Source organism: Pelagibius sp. (genome assembly GCF_965249265.1).
GTDB lineage: Bacteria > Pseudomonadota > Alphaproteobacteria > Kiloniellales > Kiloniellaceae > Pelagibius.
On the sequence record NZ_OZ252224.1, the window covers coordinates 1348378 to 1366867 of the forward strand.

Sequence of the window (18490 nt, forward strand, 5' to 3'; positions counted from 1 at the left end):
CTTGAAGACTTCCCATCGTATGAAAGTTCTGCCGCTGCTGTGTCTTGCCGCTTGCCTCCTGATGCCGGCTGCGGCCCAGGCCGCCTCTGCCGTTTTGCAGGGGTTGGACAAGATCACGGCGCGGATTTCCACCTTCGAGGCACCCCTGGGCGAGGCCGTACGGTTCGGCTCCCTGCAGATCGTCGCCCGCGCCTGCGACAAGAAGCCGCCGGAGGAGCCGCCGGAAAGCGCCGCCTTCCTCGAGATCGTCGATGTCAGGCCGGATTCACCGGAGGTCGCGCTCTTCACCGGCTGGATGTTCGCGTCCAGCCCCGCCGTTTCGGCTCTGGAGCACCCGGTCTATGATGTCTGGGTGGTGGACTGCAAAAAAGACTCCAGCTCCGCCGCGGAAACCATCCCCGAATAGAACTCGGCCTTGGTCGAGACCGCCTGGGTCAGCAGTTTGCGGTAGTCCTCGCGTGGGATTTCGACCACCCCGAAGCGGCTGAGATGGGGGGTGTTGAACTGGGTGTCCAGCAGCACGAAGCCGCTGCGCCTGAGGCGCATGACCAGATGGACAAGGGCGAACTTGCTGGCATCGGTGGCGCGGCTGAACATGCTTTCGCCGAAGAAGGCGCCGCCCAGGGCCACGCCATAGAGACCGCCGACCAGACGCCCGTTCTGCCAGCATTCCACCGAGTGGGCGAAACCCATCTCGTTGAGTTCCGTATAGAGGCGTTCGATTACCGGATTGATCCAGGTGTCGGGCCGGTTTTCCGCCGGTTCGGCACAGCCCAGGATGACATCGTGAAAGGCGGTGTTGCAGCGTACCTGGTAGACGCCCTTGCGCAGCTTGGTGCGTAGTTTGCGCGGGATGTGCAGGCTGTCGAGCGGCAGGATGCCGCGCATGTCGGGGTCGATCCAGTGCAGCTCCGGGTCCAAGCGGCTTTCGGCCATGGGAAAGATCCCGATGGCATAGGCACGAAGCAGAAGGTCGGGCGTCAGCTGCATTTCGCCAAAATGATAGCCGCTCGACGGCGCGCCGATCAATCGGCCTTCTTATCAATTTTGGCTGGTCAATTTTGACTGGTTGATGAAGAAGCCGGGCCATTCCCGTCAGGCCCTTCAGATCTCCCCGGCGACGAATTTCTCGAGCCAGTGAATGTCATAATCGCCGTTGATGAAGTCCTGCGCGCCGATCAGACGCTGGTGCAGGGGAATGGAGGTGTCGACACCTTCGATAACGAACTCTTCCAGGGCGCGGCGGAGGCGCATCAGGCATTCGTTGCGGGTTTGCCCATGGACGATCAGCTTGGCGATCAGGCTGTCGTAAGCCGAGGGGATGCGATAACCGGCATAGAGCCCGGAGTCGACCCTGACCCCCAGACCACCAGGGGCGTGATAGTCGGTGACGCGGCCGGGGGAGGGCATGAAGGTTTCCGGATTCTCGGCGTTGATGCGGCACTCGATCGCGTGTCCGGAAAACTTGATGTCGCTTTGCGTGATGTCGAGCGGCAGGCCGGCGGCGACGCGAATCTGCTCGCGCACCAGGTCGACGCCGGTGATCGCCTCCGAGATGGGATGCTCGACCTGAATCCGGGTGTTCATTTCGATGAAATAGAACTCGCCGTTCTCGTAAAGGAACTCGATGGTGCCGGCGCCGCGGTAGCCGAGATTGCGGATCGCTTCGGAGACCCTGTTGCCGATGGCCGAGCGTTCCTCGGCATTCAGCGCCGGCGACAGAGCTTCCTCAAGCAGCTTCTGATGGCGCCGCTGCAGCGAACAGTCGCGCTCGCCCAGGTGAATGGAGCCGCCTTGTCCGTCGGCCAGCAACTGCACCTCGATATGGCGCGGCTTGCCCAGGTACTTCTCCATGTAGACGATGTCGTTGCCGAAAGCGTTCTTGGCTTCGTTGCGCGCCAGGCGGTAGGCCTCTTCGACCTCGCCGGCGTTCTGGGCCACCTTCATGCCGCGCCCGCCGCCGCCGGCGGTCGCCTTGATCAGGACCGGATAGCCGATCTGGTCGCCGAGAGCCCGGGCCTCCTCCGCGGTGTCGACGGCACCGTCAGAGCCGGGAACCACCGGAATGCCCAGATCTTCCGCCGCTTTTTTCGCCGCCACCTTGTCGCCCATGAGACTGATGTGTTCAGGCGTGGGGCCGATGAAGACAAGGTCATGCTCTTCCACCATGGCGGCGAAGTCGGCGTTCTCCGACAGGAAGCCGACGCCCGGATGGATCGCCTCGGCGCCGGTGATGTTGGCGGCGGAGAGGATGGCGGGGATATTGAGATAACTGTCCTTGATGGGTGCCGGCCCGATGCAGACACTTTCGTCGGCGAGGCGCACATGCATGGCATCGGCATCGGCGGTCGAGTGAATGGCAACGGTCTGAATGCCCATCTCCCGACAGGCGCGGTGAATCCGAAGCGCGATCTCGCCGCGATTGGCGATCAGGATCTTTTCGAACATGGTCGGGCGGCGGCCTATTCGATTACCAGCAGCGGTTCACCGTATTCCACCGGCTGGCCGTCACTGGTCAGGATCTGGGTGACAGTGCCCGCGCGCGGAGCAGCCAGAGGGTTCATGACTTTCATCGCCTCGATGATCAGCAGCGTCTGGCCTTCGCTGACCTTGTCGCCAACCTTCACGAAGGGGGGCGAGCCCGGACTGCTGGCCAGATAGACGGTGCCGACCATGGGTGCGGTAACGGCACCGGCAGGCACCGCATCGCCGCCGGCGGCAGGGGCCGCTGCCACGGCTGCCGGCGCGCAGGGCGCTGCCGGCGGGGCCGCATAAGTGACGGCGCCGGCGCCCTTGGCCACACGGATACGATGATTGTTGATCTCGTACTCGATCTCGTTGAGGCCGGTTTCCTGCAGCAGGTCGGCAAGCTTGCGGACCAACTCCTCATTCACTTCAAACTTCGCCATTACGTCTCTTGCTGTGCGTTCAGGCGCAGCGCCAGAGCATCCAGGGCCATCAGGTAACCGTAGGACCCAAAGCCGCAGAGGACAGCGTCTGCTACCTTCGAAACATAGGAGTGGTGCCGAAAGGCCTCACGCCGGTGAATGTTGGATAGGTGAACCTCGATCACCGGCAAAGCGGAGGCCAGCAGAGCGTCCATGATTGCGATGGAGCTGTGCGAGTAGCCGCCGGGATTGATAATCAAGGCATCCTGGTCGTCGCGGGCAGCCTGAATCCAATCGATCAGCTCACCTTCGCTGTTCGATTGCCGGCATTCCACCGAGAGGCCCAGGCCTTCCCCATGCTTGCGGCTCTTCGCTTCGATATCCGAAAGGCTTTCCCGACCGTAGACATCGGGTTCGCGTTTACCAAGCATGTTCAGGTTTGGGCCGTTAAGGATGAGGACCTTTGGCGCCTTGGCCACCCGTGCTTCCCCAGTGATGAAGTCAAACAAGCGTTAACATAGGCAGCCGTTGCCGCGCAATCGCCTCTTCGCCCGCCAGGGCCGCGACGGGAAGGCGGCACGGACCGGATTCCGGTCTAGGGGATGGCTGCGTTGCCGCGGGTCAGCTTGCCTCGGCGCGGGCCTCGGCGACGAGATTGCGCAGACGCTCCAGACTCACCACGCCGGGGACCAGGGTATTGCCAACCACCATGGCGGGCGTGCCGTTGACGCCGATGGCCTCGGCCAGGGCGTAGTTGCGGCGCAAGGCCTCTTCGATCTCCGGCAACTGCAGATCCTGCTGCAGGCGCGCCATATCAAGGCCGGAGGCCTCGGCGATGGCCATGACCTCCGCCTCGCTCATCGAACCGCCCTTTTCCATCAGGGCGAAATGGAAAACCTCGTAGCGATTCTGCTTGGCCGCCGCCAGGGCGATGCGGGCCGCTTCGACCGATTCCTGGCTGAGGATGGGGTATTCCTTCATGACCAGACGGACATTCGGGTCCACGGCCACCAATTCCTGCAGAACTTCGGCCGCGCGCCGGCAGTAAGGGCAGCGATAGTCGAAGAACTCGACCACCGTGACATCGCCTTCGGGATTGCCGAGCACCGGCGAGAGGGGGTCTTCGATGAGGTTGCTGCGCTGTTCGATCAGGGCGACGCGCTGGCGTTCGGCCTCGGCCTCTTCCTGGCGCCGTTCATAGGCCTGCAGGGCCTCGACGATGACCTCGGGATGTTCCAGCAGGTACTCCCGCACGCGCTTTTGGAAAGCCTCGGTTTCAGCGGCGGAGACCTTTTCCGCCGCGTCCTGTGCCTGGGCGATGCCGCTGGTCGCAAAACCCATGGCCAGTGCCAGGGCGACAACCGCTGCCATGCCGGAAATTCTCTTAAAGATCAGTTCTCTAGAAAGCATCTCGCCCGATTCCTCTGAGGTTTACTGCACGCGTACTGAGGGCTTGAAAACCCGCACCGACTGTAATGCATGATGCCACAGTGATACCTGAAGTTACGGGATCCGGGCAAATCACGGGAAGTTCAGCCGCTGTATTGTTTTCGGGTCGTCTGGCGCCGGATGCGGGTTCACTCGGCGCGTTTCACCCGGCGTTCGGCCTCGTTCTTCAGGTCCTGGGCGCGCAACCACGAGGCGGAATTCTTTTCCAGCAGGCCGATAGCATGATCCGCGCGGTCCCTTGCTTCTGCAAAGCGGCCCCGGGCAAGAGCACCTTCGGCTAGCGCCAGGGCCGTCATGCCCTGATCGCCGAGACGGCCGTGGGCCACGGCGGCGAGGCGCCAGGCGCTGGGGTTGCTGGGCTCCTGACGCAGGGTTTCTGCGAGGTTGACCAGTGCCGCCCGGTCCATCTCGGGGTCATTCATCTGCACCTGGGCTTTGGCCAGGGCCTGTCGGATCTGGGGCGCATTCGGCAGCGCGTTGGCGGCCGCTTGATACTCGGGCAGCGCTTCAGCCACCCGCCCATGTTCAAGCAGCATCTGGCCCCTCAACTCACGGAAGTAGGGATCTTCGGGGTTTTCCGCCAGCAGGCCGTCGATTTCCACTAGTGCCTTGTCGATGTCCGGTACCCGGTAGTAGGCGATCGCACGGGCATAGCGCGCCGGCAGGCTGACGTCGTCCTCCGGATAGACGCGCAGAACCTGCGACAAGGGGCGCAGGAAGCCGATGAGCTTTGCCCGCATGCGGTCATGCATCATCGTCAATTCGGGCGTTGCGGGGAGGTCGGCAAAGGGCGATTCACTGACCGCATTCTCAAGAAACGTAATACGCTCCTGGGTCAGTGGGTGGGTCCGCAGATAGGGGTCCTGGTTGTCGGTCAGCAGCACTTCCTGACCCTCCAGTTTCTGCATGAATTCCAGCAGCCCCCGGGGGGACTGGCGGGTGGCTTTCAGCAGCGTTACGGCAGCCTGATCGGCGGCGCTTTCCTGGGTTCGGGTGTACTGCAGCAGTCCGCGCAGAGCAACGTCCTGCCCGCCGGAAATGACGGCGGCACCGACGCCGGGTTCGCCGGTCGCCAGGGCGGCGCCGAGGCCCAGCAGATACGTGGCGATCAGGGCGCCGCGGGTCTGCTCCAGCGCCGTACCTCGGGTGGCCAGATGACCGCCTGAAAGGTGGCCCGTTTCATGGGCGATCACACCGATCACCTGACCGGCGTGCTCGGCGTCCATGAGCAACCCGGTGTTGATGAACATGTTGAGGCCGCCCGCCACAAAAGCATTGAGTGCACGATCCTGAACGAGGTAAAGCCTGATGCCCTGAGGGCTGAGGCCGGCCGCCTGGAACAGTGGCGTTGAATAGGTGCGGATGATAGTTTCGATCTCCGCGTCGCGAATCAGCCGCAATCGGTCTGCTTCGGCCCGCTGCGGCAGCAGGGCGCCGAGCAGTAGAATGACAACCAACAGCAAAGGGATTGGCGGTTTGCGCACAGGTCTTTCCTCGCCTTTCATCATCATAACTAACCACCTCCGGCAGGCATTTCAACGGAAGCCATCCGCATCGGCTTTGAAGTTCGGCGGAGTCGCTGCCCTGAGCCTGACCTTGCTGGGGGCTTGTGAGGCTCCGCGGGAGCCGGGGGTGATTGCCACCGTAGAGGGTTTTGCCGGCCTAGTGGCGGGCGATGAGCCGCGCGCCGTGATTGTTGGGCGCGACATCCTCGGCAACGGCGGCTTGGCCGCCGATGCTGCCGTGGCCATGTACTTTACGATGGCCACCACCCTGCCGTCGCGCGTCGGCTTTGCCGGCAATGGCGTTTGCATCGCGCACAAGAGCGGTTTGGTGCGGAACGACGGGCAGGTTTCCACGGAGGTTATCGAGTTTCTGCCGGATCCTGCGGACCCGGCCCGCCTGCAGATGGCGGGGCCGCGCGCCATGGCCCTGCTTCACGCGCGCCATGGGCAGCAACGATGGCAGTTGCTGCTCAACGATGCCGAACGGTTGTCGCGGCTCGGCAACGGGGTCAGTCGCGCCTTCGCCAAGGACCTCTCAGCCGCCGCCTCTTTCGTCGCCGCCGACCCCGAGCTACGGCGGGTCTTTGCCAACAAAGCCGGGGAACTGGCGGGTGAGGGCGATCAGATCGTTCTGTCCGAGCTCTCGGGCCTCATCTCGGGCCTGCGCCGGCAGGGGGCCGGCTATCTCTACAGCGGCGCCTTTGCGACCCGCTTCGTCGAATCCGCCCAGGCGGCCGGCGCCGCGATCACCGTCGAGAGCCTGCGCCAGAGCAGCCCCGCGGTCCGTCCGCCTCTTGCCGTGCCCTTTGGCGACAACGTTGCCTACTTTCCGGCCAATGACGGTGGGGTCATGACCGCGCAGATGTGGGGCATGCTGACGGAGGTCCAAAGCTATGCCGGCCGTGGCCAGGTCCAGAAAGCTCATCTTCTGGCCGAAGCCAGCCAGCGTGCTTTTTCCCAGCGTGCCGCCTGGCTGGGTTCTGAAACCACGGCGGTTCCGGAGAACCTCGTGTCGGAGGATCATCTCGAAAAACTGTTCAGCGGCTACAGCGGCAGCCAGCATAACAAGCTTGCCTTGGCTCAGGGCGCGACCCTTAGGACTGTCTCCAATCCTTTCAGTGCGGGCTTCGTCGTCGCAGACAGTTGGAGTAACGCAGTCGCCTGCAGTTTTTCGATGAACGGATTGTTCGGGGCGGGCCGCATGGTTCCTGGAACCGGTGTCCTGCTGCCCAAAGAGGCGGCCCCCGGCGCCAACAACCTGACGGCCGGGATGGTGGCCAATCCCTTCAATGGTTCGGTCTACTACGCGGGCACGGCTTCAGGCGGTTTGGCGGCCCCGGCGGCCCTTACCCGGGTGATGCTGGAGAGCACCGGGCCGGAGGCCTCGGTCGAGGCGGCGCTGGACTTACCCAGGCTGATCAATGTGGCCGACCCGGATGTGACCTTCTACGAGCCCGACCTGCCGGCGGCTGTTCTTGCCGGGCTGCGCGAGCGTGGCCATGCCCTGCAGCCGGAACCGGAAGTGGGGCGCGCTAATGTCTTCAATTGTCCGCTCGGCCTTCGCATCGAGAACAGCAGTTGCCTGGTCGGCACCGATCGCCGCGGCTTCGGGCTCTCGGTCCGCGTTCAGTAGTCTTCGCAGCGGCGGATCGTTATGGCTCTCAAGGTAGCTGCGCGCGGCAACGTCCCTCCGTTTATCGTCATGGACGTCATGCGGGCGGCCAACGAACGCGAGGCGGCCGGCGGCGACGTTCTCCACCTGGAGGTCGGCCAGCCCGGCACGCCGGCCCCCGATGGGGTGCGGGCGGCGGCGCGGCGCGCGCTCGATGAAAACCTGATCGGCTACACCGACGCCATGGGCCTGCCCGGCCTGCGGCGGCGGATCGCCAGGCACTATTCAGACTGGTACGGCTGCGATCTCGACTATCGCCGGGTGATGGTCACCACCGGCTCCTCCGCCGGCTTCCTGCTGTCGTTTCTGGCGGCTTTCGAGCCCGGTGACCGGGTGGCCTTGGCGGCTCCGGGCTATCCGGCCTACCGCAATATCCTCGCCGCCCTCGGCGTCGAACCGGTATTGCTGCCGTCGGAGGCGGAACACCGGTTCCAGCCGACGCCCGAACTGCTCGAACGGCTTCCCGCGCCGCCCGATGGACTGATCCTGGCATCGCCCTCCAATCCGGCGGGGACCATGGTGGGGCAGGCCGAATTGCAGGCGCTGGTGGACTACTGTGCGGCCGCAGGCATCCGCCTGATCTCCGATGAGATCTATCACGGCATCTGCTTTGCCCAGCCTGGAATCACGGCGTTGTCGCTGAGCGAAGACGCGGTGATCATCAACAGTTTCTCAAAGTACTTCTCCATGACCGGCTGGCGGCTCGGCTGGATGGTGTTGCCGGAAGACCTGGTGCGCCCCATTGAGTGCCTGGCGCAGAACCTCTTTATCTCGGCGCCCAGTCTTTCGCAGATAGCCGGGGAGGCGGCATTCGACTGTGCCGCACAGCTCAACGGCTACGTCGATGCCTATGCGCGCAATCGCGCACTGCTGCTGAAGGAGCTTCCGAAAGCCGGCCTCGATCGTCTGGCACCGGCCGACGGCGCCTTTTACATCTATGCCGACGTCTCTGCCCTTACGGATGACAGCGAAGCGCTCTGCCGCCGTATGTTGGCGGAGATCGGCGTGGCGGCGACCCCGGGGACGGATTTCGATCCGGCCCGTGGGAACCGCTTTCTCAGATTCTCTTTCGCCGGCCGTGAAGCCGAGATGGCCGAAGCCGCCCGGCGCCTTCAGACCTGGCTACCCGGCGCCTGCGGCTGACGATTCCCTGGTGAAGCGGGGTCTGCCGACAATCCGCCGAGATCGTGAAAAGGGCCTCACCGCAAGCAGTGAGGCCCTTTTTGTTGTTCACAAGTTTTCAACGCCCAAAGGCGGTTTGGACTAGGTAGCGGACTCATAAGCTTCGCACCAGATTCTGACAGCGGCGATTTTGATGAAGGCGAGGAAGGCATGTGATGTCTTGTCGTATCGGGTTGCGATGCGCCGGAAGGATTTCTTGATACGGCCGATGAAGCGCTCGACCTTGTTGCGTTGACGATAGAGTTCCCGGTCGAATGGGATCGGTATCTTGCGGTCGGATTTGGAGGGGATCACCGCTTCCGCTCCCTTCTCCCAGATCAGGTTTCGAATGTGGTTGGCGTCGTATGCCTTGTCGGCCAGAACAGCCTGTCCGGGTTGCAAGTCCCCCAGCAGAAGCGGCGCCACCGGCCCGTCATGGGCCTGTCCCGGCGTCAGGTGGACCTTCAACGGTAGCCCCCATTCATTGACCAGAACGTGGATTTTTGTGGTCAGACCGCCACGTGAACGACCCATGCATCGTCGGGGATCGTTTTTTTGAGCGTGGCCCCGGCGTGATGCACGCGCACCGACGTGCCGTCGATCATCACCACATCGCCGTTGTGAGCATCCACCACCGCGTCCATGACCCGGTCCCAGACGCCGGCCCGGGTCCAGCGGCGGAAGCGGTTGTACACAGTGGTATAGGGGCCGTAGCGCCCGGGCAGGTCGCGCCACGGACAGCCGGTGCGCAACACGTAGAAGATGCCATTCAGAACCTGCCGGTCATCGCGCCGCTGCACACCCCTCACCTTGTTCGGCAGAATCGGTTGGATGAACCGCCATTCCAGCTCCGTAAGATCATAGCGTGACATGCTCTCCTCCGAACGCCAAACCAGACCATCACAGAATCACAAACCGCTGATCTTGAAAATAGATTTATGAGTGCACTACCTAGATGAAACGGTTCCACCAGCCGCGGCGCTTCGGCTCATCGCTGGTCTCGCCGCCGCCGGTCTGTGGTTCCAGGCTGCCGGGTGCGAGGGTCGCGCCCTCGCGCTCGCTATCTGCTCCGTCCTTGGCGGATGTCGGGCTCGCCGGCTCGATCACCACCTTCGGGTCATCGGCAAGAATGGCCTCGGGTTTCGCAGAAGCCGGCTTTTCGCCGTTGGTTTGCTCGGCTGGGCTCTGCTCTTCGTCCGCTTGCGCAGCCTCGTCTGACTTGCGGCTGCGGCCCCGTCCGCGGGCGGCACCCCCGCGACGGCCCCGGGTGCGTTTGGGCTTCTCGGCCGTATCCTCAGCGGCGCCTTCTTCCGCTGCGCTTTCAGCCGTCTCCGCCGCCGCGTCGCCGTCAGAGGCCTCTGCCGCTGCGGTATCATCCGCCTTGGCATCGCTTTTCCGGCTTCCGCGCCGCTGCCGCGGGCTGCGACGCCGCTTCGGCTTGTCCTCAGTCGCTTCCTCACCGCCGGCGGCTTCCTGGTTTTCCGAGGTCTCCGCCTCCTGAGACTCCGCGTTTTCATCCGCGTCGGTTCCGGCCGCTTCATCGGCAGCTTCGACAGTCTCGGTATCGCTGTCCTCGCCCCGGCGCCGTGACCGACGCCGCCCGCCGCGCTTGCCGCGGCGTTTGCGCTTGCGCTGGCGCTCGTCGTCCTGATCCTCAGCGGCGACTTCGCGACCCTCTGTGATCTCGTCGTCGTCACTGCTTTCCACGTTAGCCGCGGACTCTTCCACCGGCGGCTGTTCGTCATCCCGCTGACGGCGGCTGCGCCGACGGCGGCCGCGTTTGCGGTCCCCGTCCGAGCTGTCGGCCGTCCGGTCCTGCTGGGGGGGGCGCCGCCGTTCGGTCACCTCTCCATCACGCTCGATGATGAACGCATCAGTCGTCAGGTGATCGTCGGTTTCGATCGAGATGCGGAAGCCGTGGCGCTGCTCGATGGCGGCGAGATGATCGCGTTTCTTATTGAGAATATAAAGCGCCACACTGGTCGGCATGGTTGCGGTGATTTCCGCATCGCTTCCTCGCTGGCCTTCTTCTTCAAGGCGTCTGAGAACCTGCAATGCCAGGGATTCCACGGTGCGTATGCGTCCGGTCCCTCCGCAGTGCGGGCAGACCTCGGTGGAGCTTTCGAAGAGACTCGGGCGCATTCTCTGGCGCGACATCTCCAGCAGCCCGAAAGGCGAGATGCGGCCGAGCTGGATGCGCGCCCGGTCGCTGCGCAAAGCATCCTTCAGGCGCCGCTCAACCTCCCGGTTGCGCCGCGATTCCTCCATGTCGATGAAGTCGATCACGATCAGACCGGCGAGGTCGCGCAGCTTCAACTGCCGCCCGACCTCTTCAGCCGCTTCGAGATTGGTCTTGAGCGCGGTTTCCTCGATATGACGCTCCCGCGTCGCTCTGCCGGAGTTCACGTCGATCGCCACCAGTGCTTCGGTCTGATTGAGCACGAGATATCCGCCGGAGCGAAGCTGCACGGTGTTGGAGTGCATGGCATCCAACTGGCTTTCGACCTGGAAACGCTGGAACAGCGGTACTTCGCTGTCCTTGTATTGCTGAACCTTCTTGGCGTGGCTCGGTGTCAGGGACTTCATGAAGTCCTTGGCGGCCTTGTAGCTTTCCTCGCCATCGACCAGCACTTCTTCCATATCGCGGCTGTAGAGGTCGCGGATGCTGCGCTTGATCAGGTTCGCTTCTTCATAGATCAGCGCCGGGGCAGTCGACTGCAGAGTCGACTCGCGGATCGTGTTCCAGAGCCGCAGCAGATAGTCGTAGTCGCGGCGGATCTCCACCTTTGTGCGCTGGCTGCCGGCGGTTCGCACGATGACAGCGATACCTTCGGGAATCTCCAGCTCGCTCAGGACCTGCTTCAGCCGCCGGCGGTCGCTGGTGTTGCTGATCTTGCGGCTGATACCGCCCCCCTTGTTGGTGTTGGGCATCAGAACGCAGTAGCGGCCGGGAAGGGAGAGATAGCTGGTCAGCGCGGCACCCTTGTTGCCGCGCTCCTCCTTGGTGACCTGCACCAGAATCACTTGACGGCGCTTGATGACTTCCTGGATCTTATAGCGGCGCAACAGCTTGGCGCGGCGCTGGGCGGCCTCTTCGGCCTCATCGCCACCGACCTCGTCGACCTTTTGCTCGACTTCCACCTCTTCTGGGGCCGCACCTTCGGCTTTCGCATTCTCGCCCGCATCTTCCGGATCGGTGCCTTCCGAGTCGGCTGGGCCATCGGCATCCGCAGAGCCGTCGCCCGCCTCCGCAGCTTCGACTGCGGCATCGCCGGCCTCCGCCGACGCGTCCTCTGCGGCAGCATCGCCTTCGGCAAGGGCGTCTTCAGCGACAGCGCCTTCACTTTCGGCATCTGTCTCCGCGTCTTCGGTTGCGGCGCCGTTCTCTTCGGCGTCGGCCTCGACAGCGGGCTCCTCTTCGACCTCGACGTCGTCAGGGGCTTCGTCGGAAGGCTCGGACCGCAGCGCCGCCTCTTCGGCCAGCAGGGCCTCTCGGTCGGCGATGGGAATACGGTAATAGTCCGGATGGATTTCGCTGAACGGCAGGAAACCGTGGCGATTGCCGCCGTAGTCGACGAAGGCGGCCTGCAGAGAGGGCTCTACCCGCGTGATCTTCGCGAGATAGATATTTCCTTTAAGCTGCTTTCTTGAGGATGTTTCGAAGTCGAAGTCTTCGACGCGGTTGCCCGCCAGGACAACCACCCGCGTCTCTTCGGGGTGGCTGGAATCGATAAGTATACGTTTTGCCATTAAGGAACAACTCCGGAACGCGCAGCGCGGACCCTTCGGGAGCGGCATACCTGCCTCCCGGCCGCGGCGCGAAAGTCTTGGGAACTCGTTTGGTCGACATCTCTATCGTCTGGACCATCATGCGAACGAGCATTCTTTCGTTTTCGAGGTGATGGTGGTCGCCGATCTCAGTTTTGAGAGTCCGCGGTCATTTCCTCGATGGCCAGGGCGCATCCAGTCTTCAGATGGGGCCAGACCGTGAATTTGGGGGAGCCATGTCTTCGCTGTCGTCTGTTTTCGCGGATAAGACGTCTGCAAGACGGCGGCGACTACAGGGCTCTTTGTTTGCAATTCCAAGTTTACCGGCGCGGCCACCTTTCGATGACCGCTGCCCTTCTGCCACGCTGCTTTCTTGAGAAAGACCAGGAAGGCAATAAGAATCGCTATCTCAATGATATCAGGCCTTGTCTGGGCATGCCAGACCCTATTCGCAGTTGCACCCAAGGCCGATCAACGCAAACCCCGCGGTTGTCCCCCGCCCGTCGGGAGACCATCTTAGGGATATATGCCGGAAATCAAGGCGCCGGCCGGGCCCTAGCTTTGCTCTGGCCCAAGCCCGGCGCTTCGGATATATCTGGGGGCTATAACGCTATTAACCGCAAGATGTTGAAAGAGCTATGAAGTTTCGGCAGAGCTTGCTGGTCTTAGTCTGCCTGTTCCTTTCCGCCGGCCTTTCCGCGGGGCTCAGCTCGGCCTCGGCCATGCCGGAGATCACCGCGGCCCGCATCGGGGAGACCCCGGAGCGGACGCGTTTCGTGATGGAACTGAGCGACAGCGTCCCCTACAGGGTCTTTACCCTGCCGGATCCCTTCCGGGTGGTCATCGATCTTCCGGAGGTGGCCTGGACCGTCCCGGAGGGGCGTCAGCCGACCGCGCGGGGCCTCGTTACCGGCCTCCGGTTCGGGCTCTTTACGGCGGGCACCAGCCGGATTGTGCTCGACGTCAGCCAGCCGACCCATCTGCAGAAGGTCTTCGTGATTCCGCCCCGGGACGGCAAGCCCCTGCGGCTGGTGGTGGATCTGGAGCAAGTCAGCCGCGCGACCTATTTCGCCGCCGCCGGACAGGCGCCGACCGGCGGCTCCGGCAAAGCGCCAGCTGCCTCGGGCAGCAGCGGGCCCAAGGTCGCAACCTCTCCGCAGCCCCTAAGCGCCCCGGGGAGCGCCCCGGGTAGTCCCTCGGGCACCGCTGCACTGCCGCGGCTGAAGCCGAAACCCGGCGGCAGCAAGCCCGTCGATACCAGGCCGATCATTGTCATCGATCCGGGCCACGGCGGTGTCGATCCAGGGGCAATCGGCGTTTCCGGCGCCTATGAGAAGAATATCGCCCTGGATTACGGCCGCGCCCTCAAGCGGGCGCTGGCGGCAACCGGCCGCTATCGGGTCGTCGCCACCCGCGACCGGGATGTGTTCCTGAAGCTGCGGGAAAGGATTGCCCTGGCGCAAAGGGCCAATGGTGACCTCTTCATTTCCCTGCACGCCAATATCCATCGCTCCGGCAAGATACGCGGCGCCTCCGTCTACACCCTCTCGGAAACCGCATCGGATAAGGAGGCCGCGGCCATCGCCGCTGCGGAAAACGCGGCGGATGTGCTGGCGGGGGTCGATCTGACCGACCAGACCGGCGATGTCCGCGGCATTCTGATCGACCTGGCCCAGCGGGAAACCATGAATCTTTCGAAGAAATTCGCCAACGATCTGGTGGTCGAGGTCGGCAAGGACGTAAAGCTGCTGCGCAATACCCACCGGTTTGCGGGCTTTGCCGTGCTGAAATCGCCTACGATTCCCTCGGTTCTCTTCGAGATCGGCTATATGTCCAATCGCCAGGAAGAACGTCTTTTGCGTAGCAAAGCCCACCGAGATAAGGTAGTTGCTTCGATTATTCGCGCGATTGACGGATTTTTCAGCAAGCAGCGCACGGCCACGAGATCCTAGGCTTGATCATAGGCTTGCCACATTTCGGCACTAGGCTCGCAACCATCTGCAATGACTGGGATTTGATAACTAGGGGTTTAACGTCGGACGGTTTACATTCGAAATCGGACATGGCTGAGACCTCAGGGTTGAGGTTCCATAAAGCCTTTTGACGTAGCATGGCGCCTTCGCTTGCACCCCCTTGATCCGGGCCCGGGGCTTTATCCCTCCGGTAACGACGGCGCCGAACTGCTCTGACAGACAGCAAGATACGGTAAAGCATTGAGAATACTCGTTACTCTTTTCAGCTTGGCTCTGATCGTCGGCATCCTTGGGGTGGCCGGCGTCCTCTATGCTTTCTATCACTACGGGCGAGGGCTGCCCGAGTATGCGCAGTTGGCCGACTATGAGCCGCCCACGGTTACCCGCGTTCACGCCGGTGACGGGCGCCTGCTGGCCGAATATGCGATCGAGAAGCGGGTCTATGTACCGGTCAGCGCCATTCCACGCCGGGTCACCAATGCTTTCCTGTCGGCGGAAGACAAGAATTTCTACAGCCATCCGGGGGTCGATTTTCTTTCCGTCACCCGCGCCATTGTCACCAACATCGCGAACATGGGCTCCAGCCGGCGCCCGGTGGGGGCCTCGACCATTACCCAGCAGGTCGCCAAGAACTTCCTGCTGACCAACGAAGTCTCTTACGAACGGAAGATCAAAGAGGCCATTCTCGCCTTTCGGATCGAGCAGGCCTTCACCAAAGACACCATCCTGGAGCTCTATCTGAACGAGATTTATCTCGGCTTCGGGTCCTATGGGGTGGCGGCTGCGGCGCTGCGTTACTTCAACAAGTCTCTGGACGAGTTGACCGTCGCCGAAGCCGCTTACCTGGCGGCACTGCCCAAGGCGCCCAACAACTATCATCCCGTGCGTAAGTACGATGCCGCAGTGGCCCGCCGCAATTGGGTCATCGGCCGGATGCTCGAAGACGGGCGGATCGACGCGGCCCAGGCAGCGGCCGCCCGGGCGGAAGCCCTGGTGATCCGCAAGCCCGACGCCACGCAGGTGGTCGAGGCTGAATACTTTGCCGAGGAGACAAGGCGCGAACTGGCGCGACTTTACGGGGACGACGGTCTCTATACCGGCGGCCTTTCGGTGCGCACCACCCTCGATCCGCGGTTGCAGGACATTGCCAACCGCGCCCTGCGCGAAGGCCTGATCGCCTATGACCGGCGGCATGGCTGGCGCGGGCCGCTGCGCAGCGTCTCTCTGGACGACAACCCCGATGCCCGAACCCTGCTTGCCGAGATCGAAAGGCCCATCGGCATCGACGAGGATTGGCTGCTGGCCCTGGTCACGGCGACCGACGCGAAAAAAGCCGACCTTGCTCTGGCTGACGGCAGTACGGGCCGGCTTCCCATGGCGCAGCTCAATTGGGCGCGCGCCTGGAAAGAGGATCAGCGTTTCGGGGTGGCGCCGAAGAAACCATCCGATGTTCTGAAGGTCGGCGACATCGTGCTGGTCGAAGCAGTCACTGAAAACGACAAGGGTGAACCTTACGACCCGGGTACCTTCGGGTTGCGCCAAGTGCCGGATGTGGATGGGGCGATCGTGGCCCTGGACCCGCACACCGGCCGGGTTTTGGCCATGGCCGGTGGTTACTCGTTCGCCCGCAGCGAGTTCAACCGGGTGATGCAGGCCCGTCGCCAGCCGGGCTCGGCCTTCAAGCCCTTCGTCTATCTTGCCGGGCTGGACAGCGGTTTCACGCCGGCCACGCTGATCCTCGACGCCCCCTTCGTGCTGGATCAGGGGGGCGGCCTGGGCAAGTGGAAGCCGTCGAACTACAGCAACAAGTTCTACGGGCCGACACCGATGCGTGTCGGGATCGAAAAGTCGCGTAACCTGATGACCGTGCGGCTGGCGCAGACCATCGGCATGGAGAAGATCGTCGACTATGCGCGCCGCTTCGGCATCATCGAGAACATGGACCCGGTGCTCTCCATGTCGCTCGGGGCCGGTGAGACGACGCTGATGAAGGTGACCACCGCCTATGCCATGCTGGTGAACGGCGGCAAGCGGATCTCGCCGACACTGATCGACCGGGTGCAGGACCGCCACGGGCGAACCATCTATCGCCATGATCTGCGCGCCTGCGAGGTCTGCCTGGCCGAAAGCTGGGCGGATCAGCCGGCACCGGAACTGCCCGACGAGCGGGAGCAGGTGGCCGATCCGGCGAGTGCCTATCAGGTGGTCAGCATGCTGCAGGGTGTCGTGCAGCGCGGCACCGGGCGGCGCATCGCCGAGCTCGGATTTCCCCTTGCGGGCAAGACCGGCACCACCAACGACAACTTTGACACCTGGTTCGTCGGATTCAGCCCCGATCTGGCTGTGGGCGTCTTCGTCGGCTTCGACGAACCGCGCACCCTGGGCCGGACGGACACCGGCTCCAATGTCGCGGCGCCGCTGTTCAAGTCTTTCATGGCCGAGGCGCTCGCCGGACAGCCGACGATTCCCTTCCGCATTCCGCCGGGCATCCGCCTCGTGCGCTTGAACGCCGAGACCGGCCAGCTTGCCCGCCCCGGTGACGGCCGCACCTTCCTGGAGGCCTTTCAGCCGGGCAATGTCCCGACCGGGCGCCAACTGGTTCTCGACGGCGGCTACAACCCGCAGACGGGCAGCACTTCCGCCAGCGGCACCGGCGGGCTGTACTAGACCAGCCGAAGCGGATAAAACGGCGCCAGCAAACAAACCCGAGGAGTGCATATGCGCGCCGAAATCGAAGCGGTGGCCGACGAGATCCGTCAGGCTTTGGCCCTGCTGAGGAGGCATCTTTGACGTCGATACCGCAACCCTGCGCCTCGACGAACTGAACGCCGAAGCCGAAAACCCCGATCTTTGGAACGATGCCGACCGCGCCCAGAAGGTGATGCGTGAGCGCACTCACCTGGAACAGTCGCTGAAAGAGTTTCATGCGGCGGAGGGTGAGCTGGAGGATGGACTGACCCTCGCGGAACTCGGTGAAGCCGAGGATGACGAGGCCACCATCGACGAAGCCCAGGCGATGCTGACGACGCTTTCCGCCCGAACCGCCAAGATGCAGCTTGCCAGCCTTCTCTCCGGCGAGGCGGACAGCAACGACTGCTACCTGGAGGTCAATGCCGGGGCCGGCGGTACCGAGGCCCAGGACTGGGCCCAGATGCTGCTGCGCATGTATGTGCGCTGGGCGGAATCCCACGGCTACAAGATCGACTGGCTTGAAGAGAGCCCCGGCGAAGAAGCCGGGATCAAGTCGAGTTCAATCCAGGTCAAAGGGCCCAATGCTTACGGCTGGCTGAAAACCGAGTCCGGCGTGCATCGCCTGGTACGCATCTCGCCCTTTGATTCGCAGGCGCGGCGCCATACTTCCTTCGCCTCGGTCTGGGTTTATCCGGTGATCGACGATTCGATCGAAATCGAGGTTCTGGACAAGGACTTGCGGGTCGATACCTACCGCGCCTCGGGCGCCGGCGGCCAGCACGTCAACAAAACCGATTCGGCGGTGCGCATGACCCATATACCCACCGGTATCGTGGTGCAGTGCCAGAACGACCGTTCGCAGCACAAGAACCGCGCCCAGGCGATGTCCATGCTGCGGGCGCGGCTCTACGAGCATGAGTTGCAGAAGCGCGAATCCGAAGCCCAGGCGGAGGCCGAGGCGAAGACGGACATCGGTTGGGGCCACCAGATCCGCTCCTACGTTTTGCAGCCCTATCAGATGGTCAAGGATCTGCGGACTGCGGTTGAAAAAGGCAATGCCCAGGGCGTGCTGGACGGTGATATCGACGACTTTCTGGAGGCGTCCCTTGCTTCGAAGATCGATGGCGGCGTGGCGTCGGAAGCTGAAGCGTGATTTCTTAACCTCAAAGAGTCAGATCTCGCGCGCCCGGGAGCGGTTATAAAAAGGCAACAGGCGATGGGGCGACAGCACGACGGTGCAGGAGCGGCGGGAGGCGCAGACCGCTTTCCAGCCCTTTTTCGGGCGGGAGTCGGAGACTGAAGTGAAGACAACGCAGCCGGTTTGGCAGACCAGCACCTCCTTATGCGGGATGCGTTCTTTGCCGCTGTCCGTCAACCCGCATT

At 63.3% G+C, this 18490-nt stretch carries 14 protein-coding genes; 6 read left to right on the forward strand and 8 right to left on the reverse strand.

Annotated features, from left to right (window positions below):
* Nucleotides 1-19 precede the first annotated feature (19 nt).
* Entirely contained in the window at nt 20-406 is a 387-nt protein-coding gene (locus tag ACP146_RS06475) for a DUF2155 domain-containing protein (protein ID WP_422365950.1), read from the forward strand.
* On the opposite strand, the gene aat is transcribed toward ACP146_RS06475, so the two are convergent.
* From aat to ACP146_RS06505, 6 genes are all read right to left on the reverse strand, one after another.
* Nucleotides 340-990, reverse strand: coding sequence for a leucyl/phenylalanyl-tRNA--protein transferase (gene aat / locus ACP146_RS06480; RefSeq protein WP_422365951.1), 651 nt, complete (start codon nt 988-990; stop codon nt 340-342). The two genes, ACP146_RS06475 and aat, sit on opposite strands and share 67 nt — an antisense overlap.
* A gap of 114 nt (nt 991-1104) precedes the next feature.
* Nucleotides 1105-2448, reverse strand: coding sequence for an acetyl-CoA carboxylase biotin carboxylase subunit (accC, locus tag ACP146_RS06485; RefSeq protein WP_422365952.1), 1344 nt, complete (start codon nt 2446-2448; stop codon nt 1105-1107).
* A gap of 14 nt (nt 2449-2462) precedes the next feature.
* On the reverse strand, nt 2463-2909 hold the full coding sequence (accB, locus tag ACP146_RS06490) for an acetyl-CoA carboxylase biotin carboxyl carrier protein (RefSeq protein ID WP_422365953.1): 447 nt from the start codon (nt 2907-2909) through the stop codon (nt 2463-2465).
* Nucleotides 2909-3367, reverse strand: coding sequence for a type II 3-dehydroquinate dehydratase (gene aroQ, locus ACP146_RS06495; RefSeq protein WP_422365954.1), 459 nt, complete (start codon nt 3365-3367; stop codon nt 2909-2911). Before aroQ ends, accB begins: the two co-directional genes overlap by 1 nt.
* Nucleotides 3368-3509: 142 nt before the next feature.
* Nucleotides 3510-4259 carry a DsbA family protein gene (locus ACP146_RS06500; protein ID WP_422365955.1) on the reverse strand — a complete coding sequence of 250 codons (750 nt, stop codon included), beginning with the start codon at nt 4257-4259 and terminating at the stop codon, nt 3510-3512.
* A gap of 206 nt (nt 4260-4465) precedes the next feature.
* A complete protein-coding gene (locus ACP146_RS06505) occupies nt 4466-5821 on the reverse strand; it encodes a M48 family metalloprotease (protein ID WP_422365956.1) in 1356 nt (451 codons plus the stop codon).
* A gap of 148 nt (nt 5822-5969) precedes the next feature.
* On the opposite strand from ACP146_RS06505, the gene ACP146_RS06510 reads away from it, so the two are divergent.
* Both ACP146_RS06510 and ACP146_RS06515 read left to right on the forward strand, forming a co-directional pair.
* Entirely contained in the window at nt 5970-7475 is a 1506-nt protein-coding gene (locus ACP146_RS06510) for a gamma-glutamyltransferase (protein ID WP_422365957.1), read from the forward strand.
* 21 nt (nt 7476-7496) lie between these two features.
* Nucleotides 7497-8657: a pyridoxal phosphate-dependent aminotransferase gene (locus ACP146_RS06515; RefSeq protein ID WP_422365958.1), complete on the forward strand. Its 1161-nt coding sequence runs from the start codon at nt 7497-7499 to the stop codon at nt 8655-8657.
* Nucleotides 8658-8777: 120 nt separating this feature from the next.
* Here the strand turns inward: ACP146_RS06515 and ACP146_RS06520 are convergent.
* Together ACP146_RS06520 and ACP146_RS06525 are read right to left on the reverse strand one after the other, a co-directional pair.
* A protein-coding gene (locus ACP146_RS06520; RefSeq protein ID WP_422365355.1) for an IS5 family transposase occupies nt 8778-9547 on the reverse strand; the annotation gives its coding sequence in 2 pieces (ribosomal slippage) (nt 8778-9226 and nt 9226-9547; 771 coding nt in all).
* Between the two features lie 79 nt (nt 9548-9626).
* On the reverse strand, nt 9627-12425 hold the full coding sequence (locus ACP146_RS06525) for an Rne/Rng family ribonuclease (protein WP_422365959.1): 2799 nt from the start codon (nt 12423-12425) through the stop codon (nt 9627-9629).
* A 656-nt stretch (nt 12426-13081) separates the two neighbouring features.
* Between ACP146_RS06525 and ACP146_RS06530 the strand changes: the two genes are divergently transcribed.
* The 3 genes from ACP146_RS06530 (at nt 13082) to prfB (ending at nt 18260) form a co-directional block, all read left to right on the forward strand.
* Nucleotides 13082-14395 (forward strand): N-acetylmuramoyl-L-alanine amidase, encoded by a 1314-nt coding sequence (locus ACP146_RS06530; RefSeq protein WP_422365960.1) that lies wholly within the window; start codon nt 13082-13084, stop codon nt 14393-14395.
* Nucleotides 14396-14656: 261 nt separating this feature from the next.
* Nucleotides 14657-17083, forward strand: coding sequence for a penicillin-binding protein 1A (locus tag ACP146_RS06535; protein ID WP_422365961.1), 2427 nt, complete (start codon nt 14657-14659; stop codon nt 17081-17083).
* Between the two features lie 51 nt (nt 17084-17134).
* Nucleotides 17135-18260, forward strand: a protein-coding gene (gene prfB, locus ACP146_RS06540) for a peptide chain release factor 2 (RefSeq protein WP_422365962.1) whose coding sequence is annotated in 2 segments (ribosomal slippage) — nt 17135-17203 and nt 17205-18260 — 1125 coding nt in all. Because the reading frame shifts where the segments join, the coding sequence is not laid out codon by codon here.
* The last annotated feature ends 230 nt before the right edge of the window (nt 18261-18490 follow it).

Excerpts from the sequence above, each read along its gene's own strand:
- aat (WP_422365951.1), bottom strand. The coding sequence starts at position 990 with ATGCAGCTGACGCCCGACCTTCTGCTTCGTGCCTATGCCATCGGGATC.
- accB (WP_422365953.1), bottom strand. The coding sequence starts at position 2,909 with ATGGCGAAGTTTGAAGTGAATGAGGAGTTGGTCCGCAAGCTTGCCGAC.
- ACP146_RS06525 (WP_422365959.1), bottom strand. The coding sequence starts at position 12,425 with ATGGCAAAACGTATACTTATCGATTCCAGCCACCCCGAAGAGACGCGG.
- accC (WP_422365952.1), bottom strand. The coding sequence starts at position 2,448 with ATGTTCGAAAAGATCCTGATCGCCAATCGCGGCGAGATCGCGCTTCGG.
- ACP146_RS06500 (WP_422365955.1), bottom strand. The coding sequence starts at position 4,259 with ATGGCAGCGGTTGTCGCCCTGGCACTGGCCATGGGTTTTGCGACCAGC.
- ACP146_RS06530 (WP_422365960.1), top strand. The coding sequence starts at position 13,082 with ATGAAGTTTCGGCAGAGCTTGCTGGTCTTAGTCTGCCTGTTCCTTTCC.
- ACP146_RS06515 (WP_422365958.1), top strand. The coding sequence starts at position 7,497 with ATGGCTCTCAAGGTAGCTGCGCGCGGCAACGTCCCTCCGTTTATCGTC.
- ACP146_RS06475 (WP_422365950.1), top strand. The coding sequence starts at position 20 with ATGAAAGTTCTGCCGCTGCTGTGTCTTGCCGCTTGCCTCCTGATGCCG.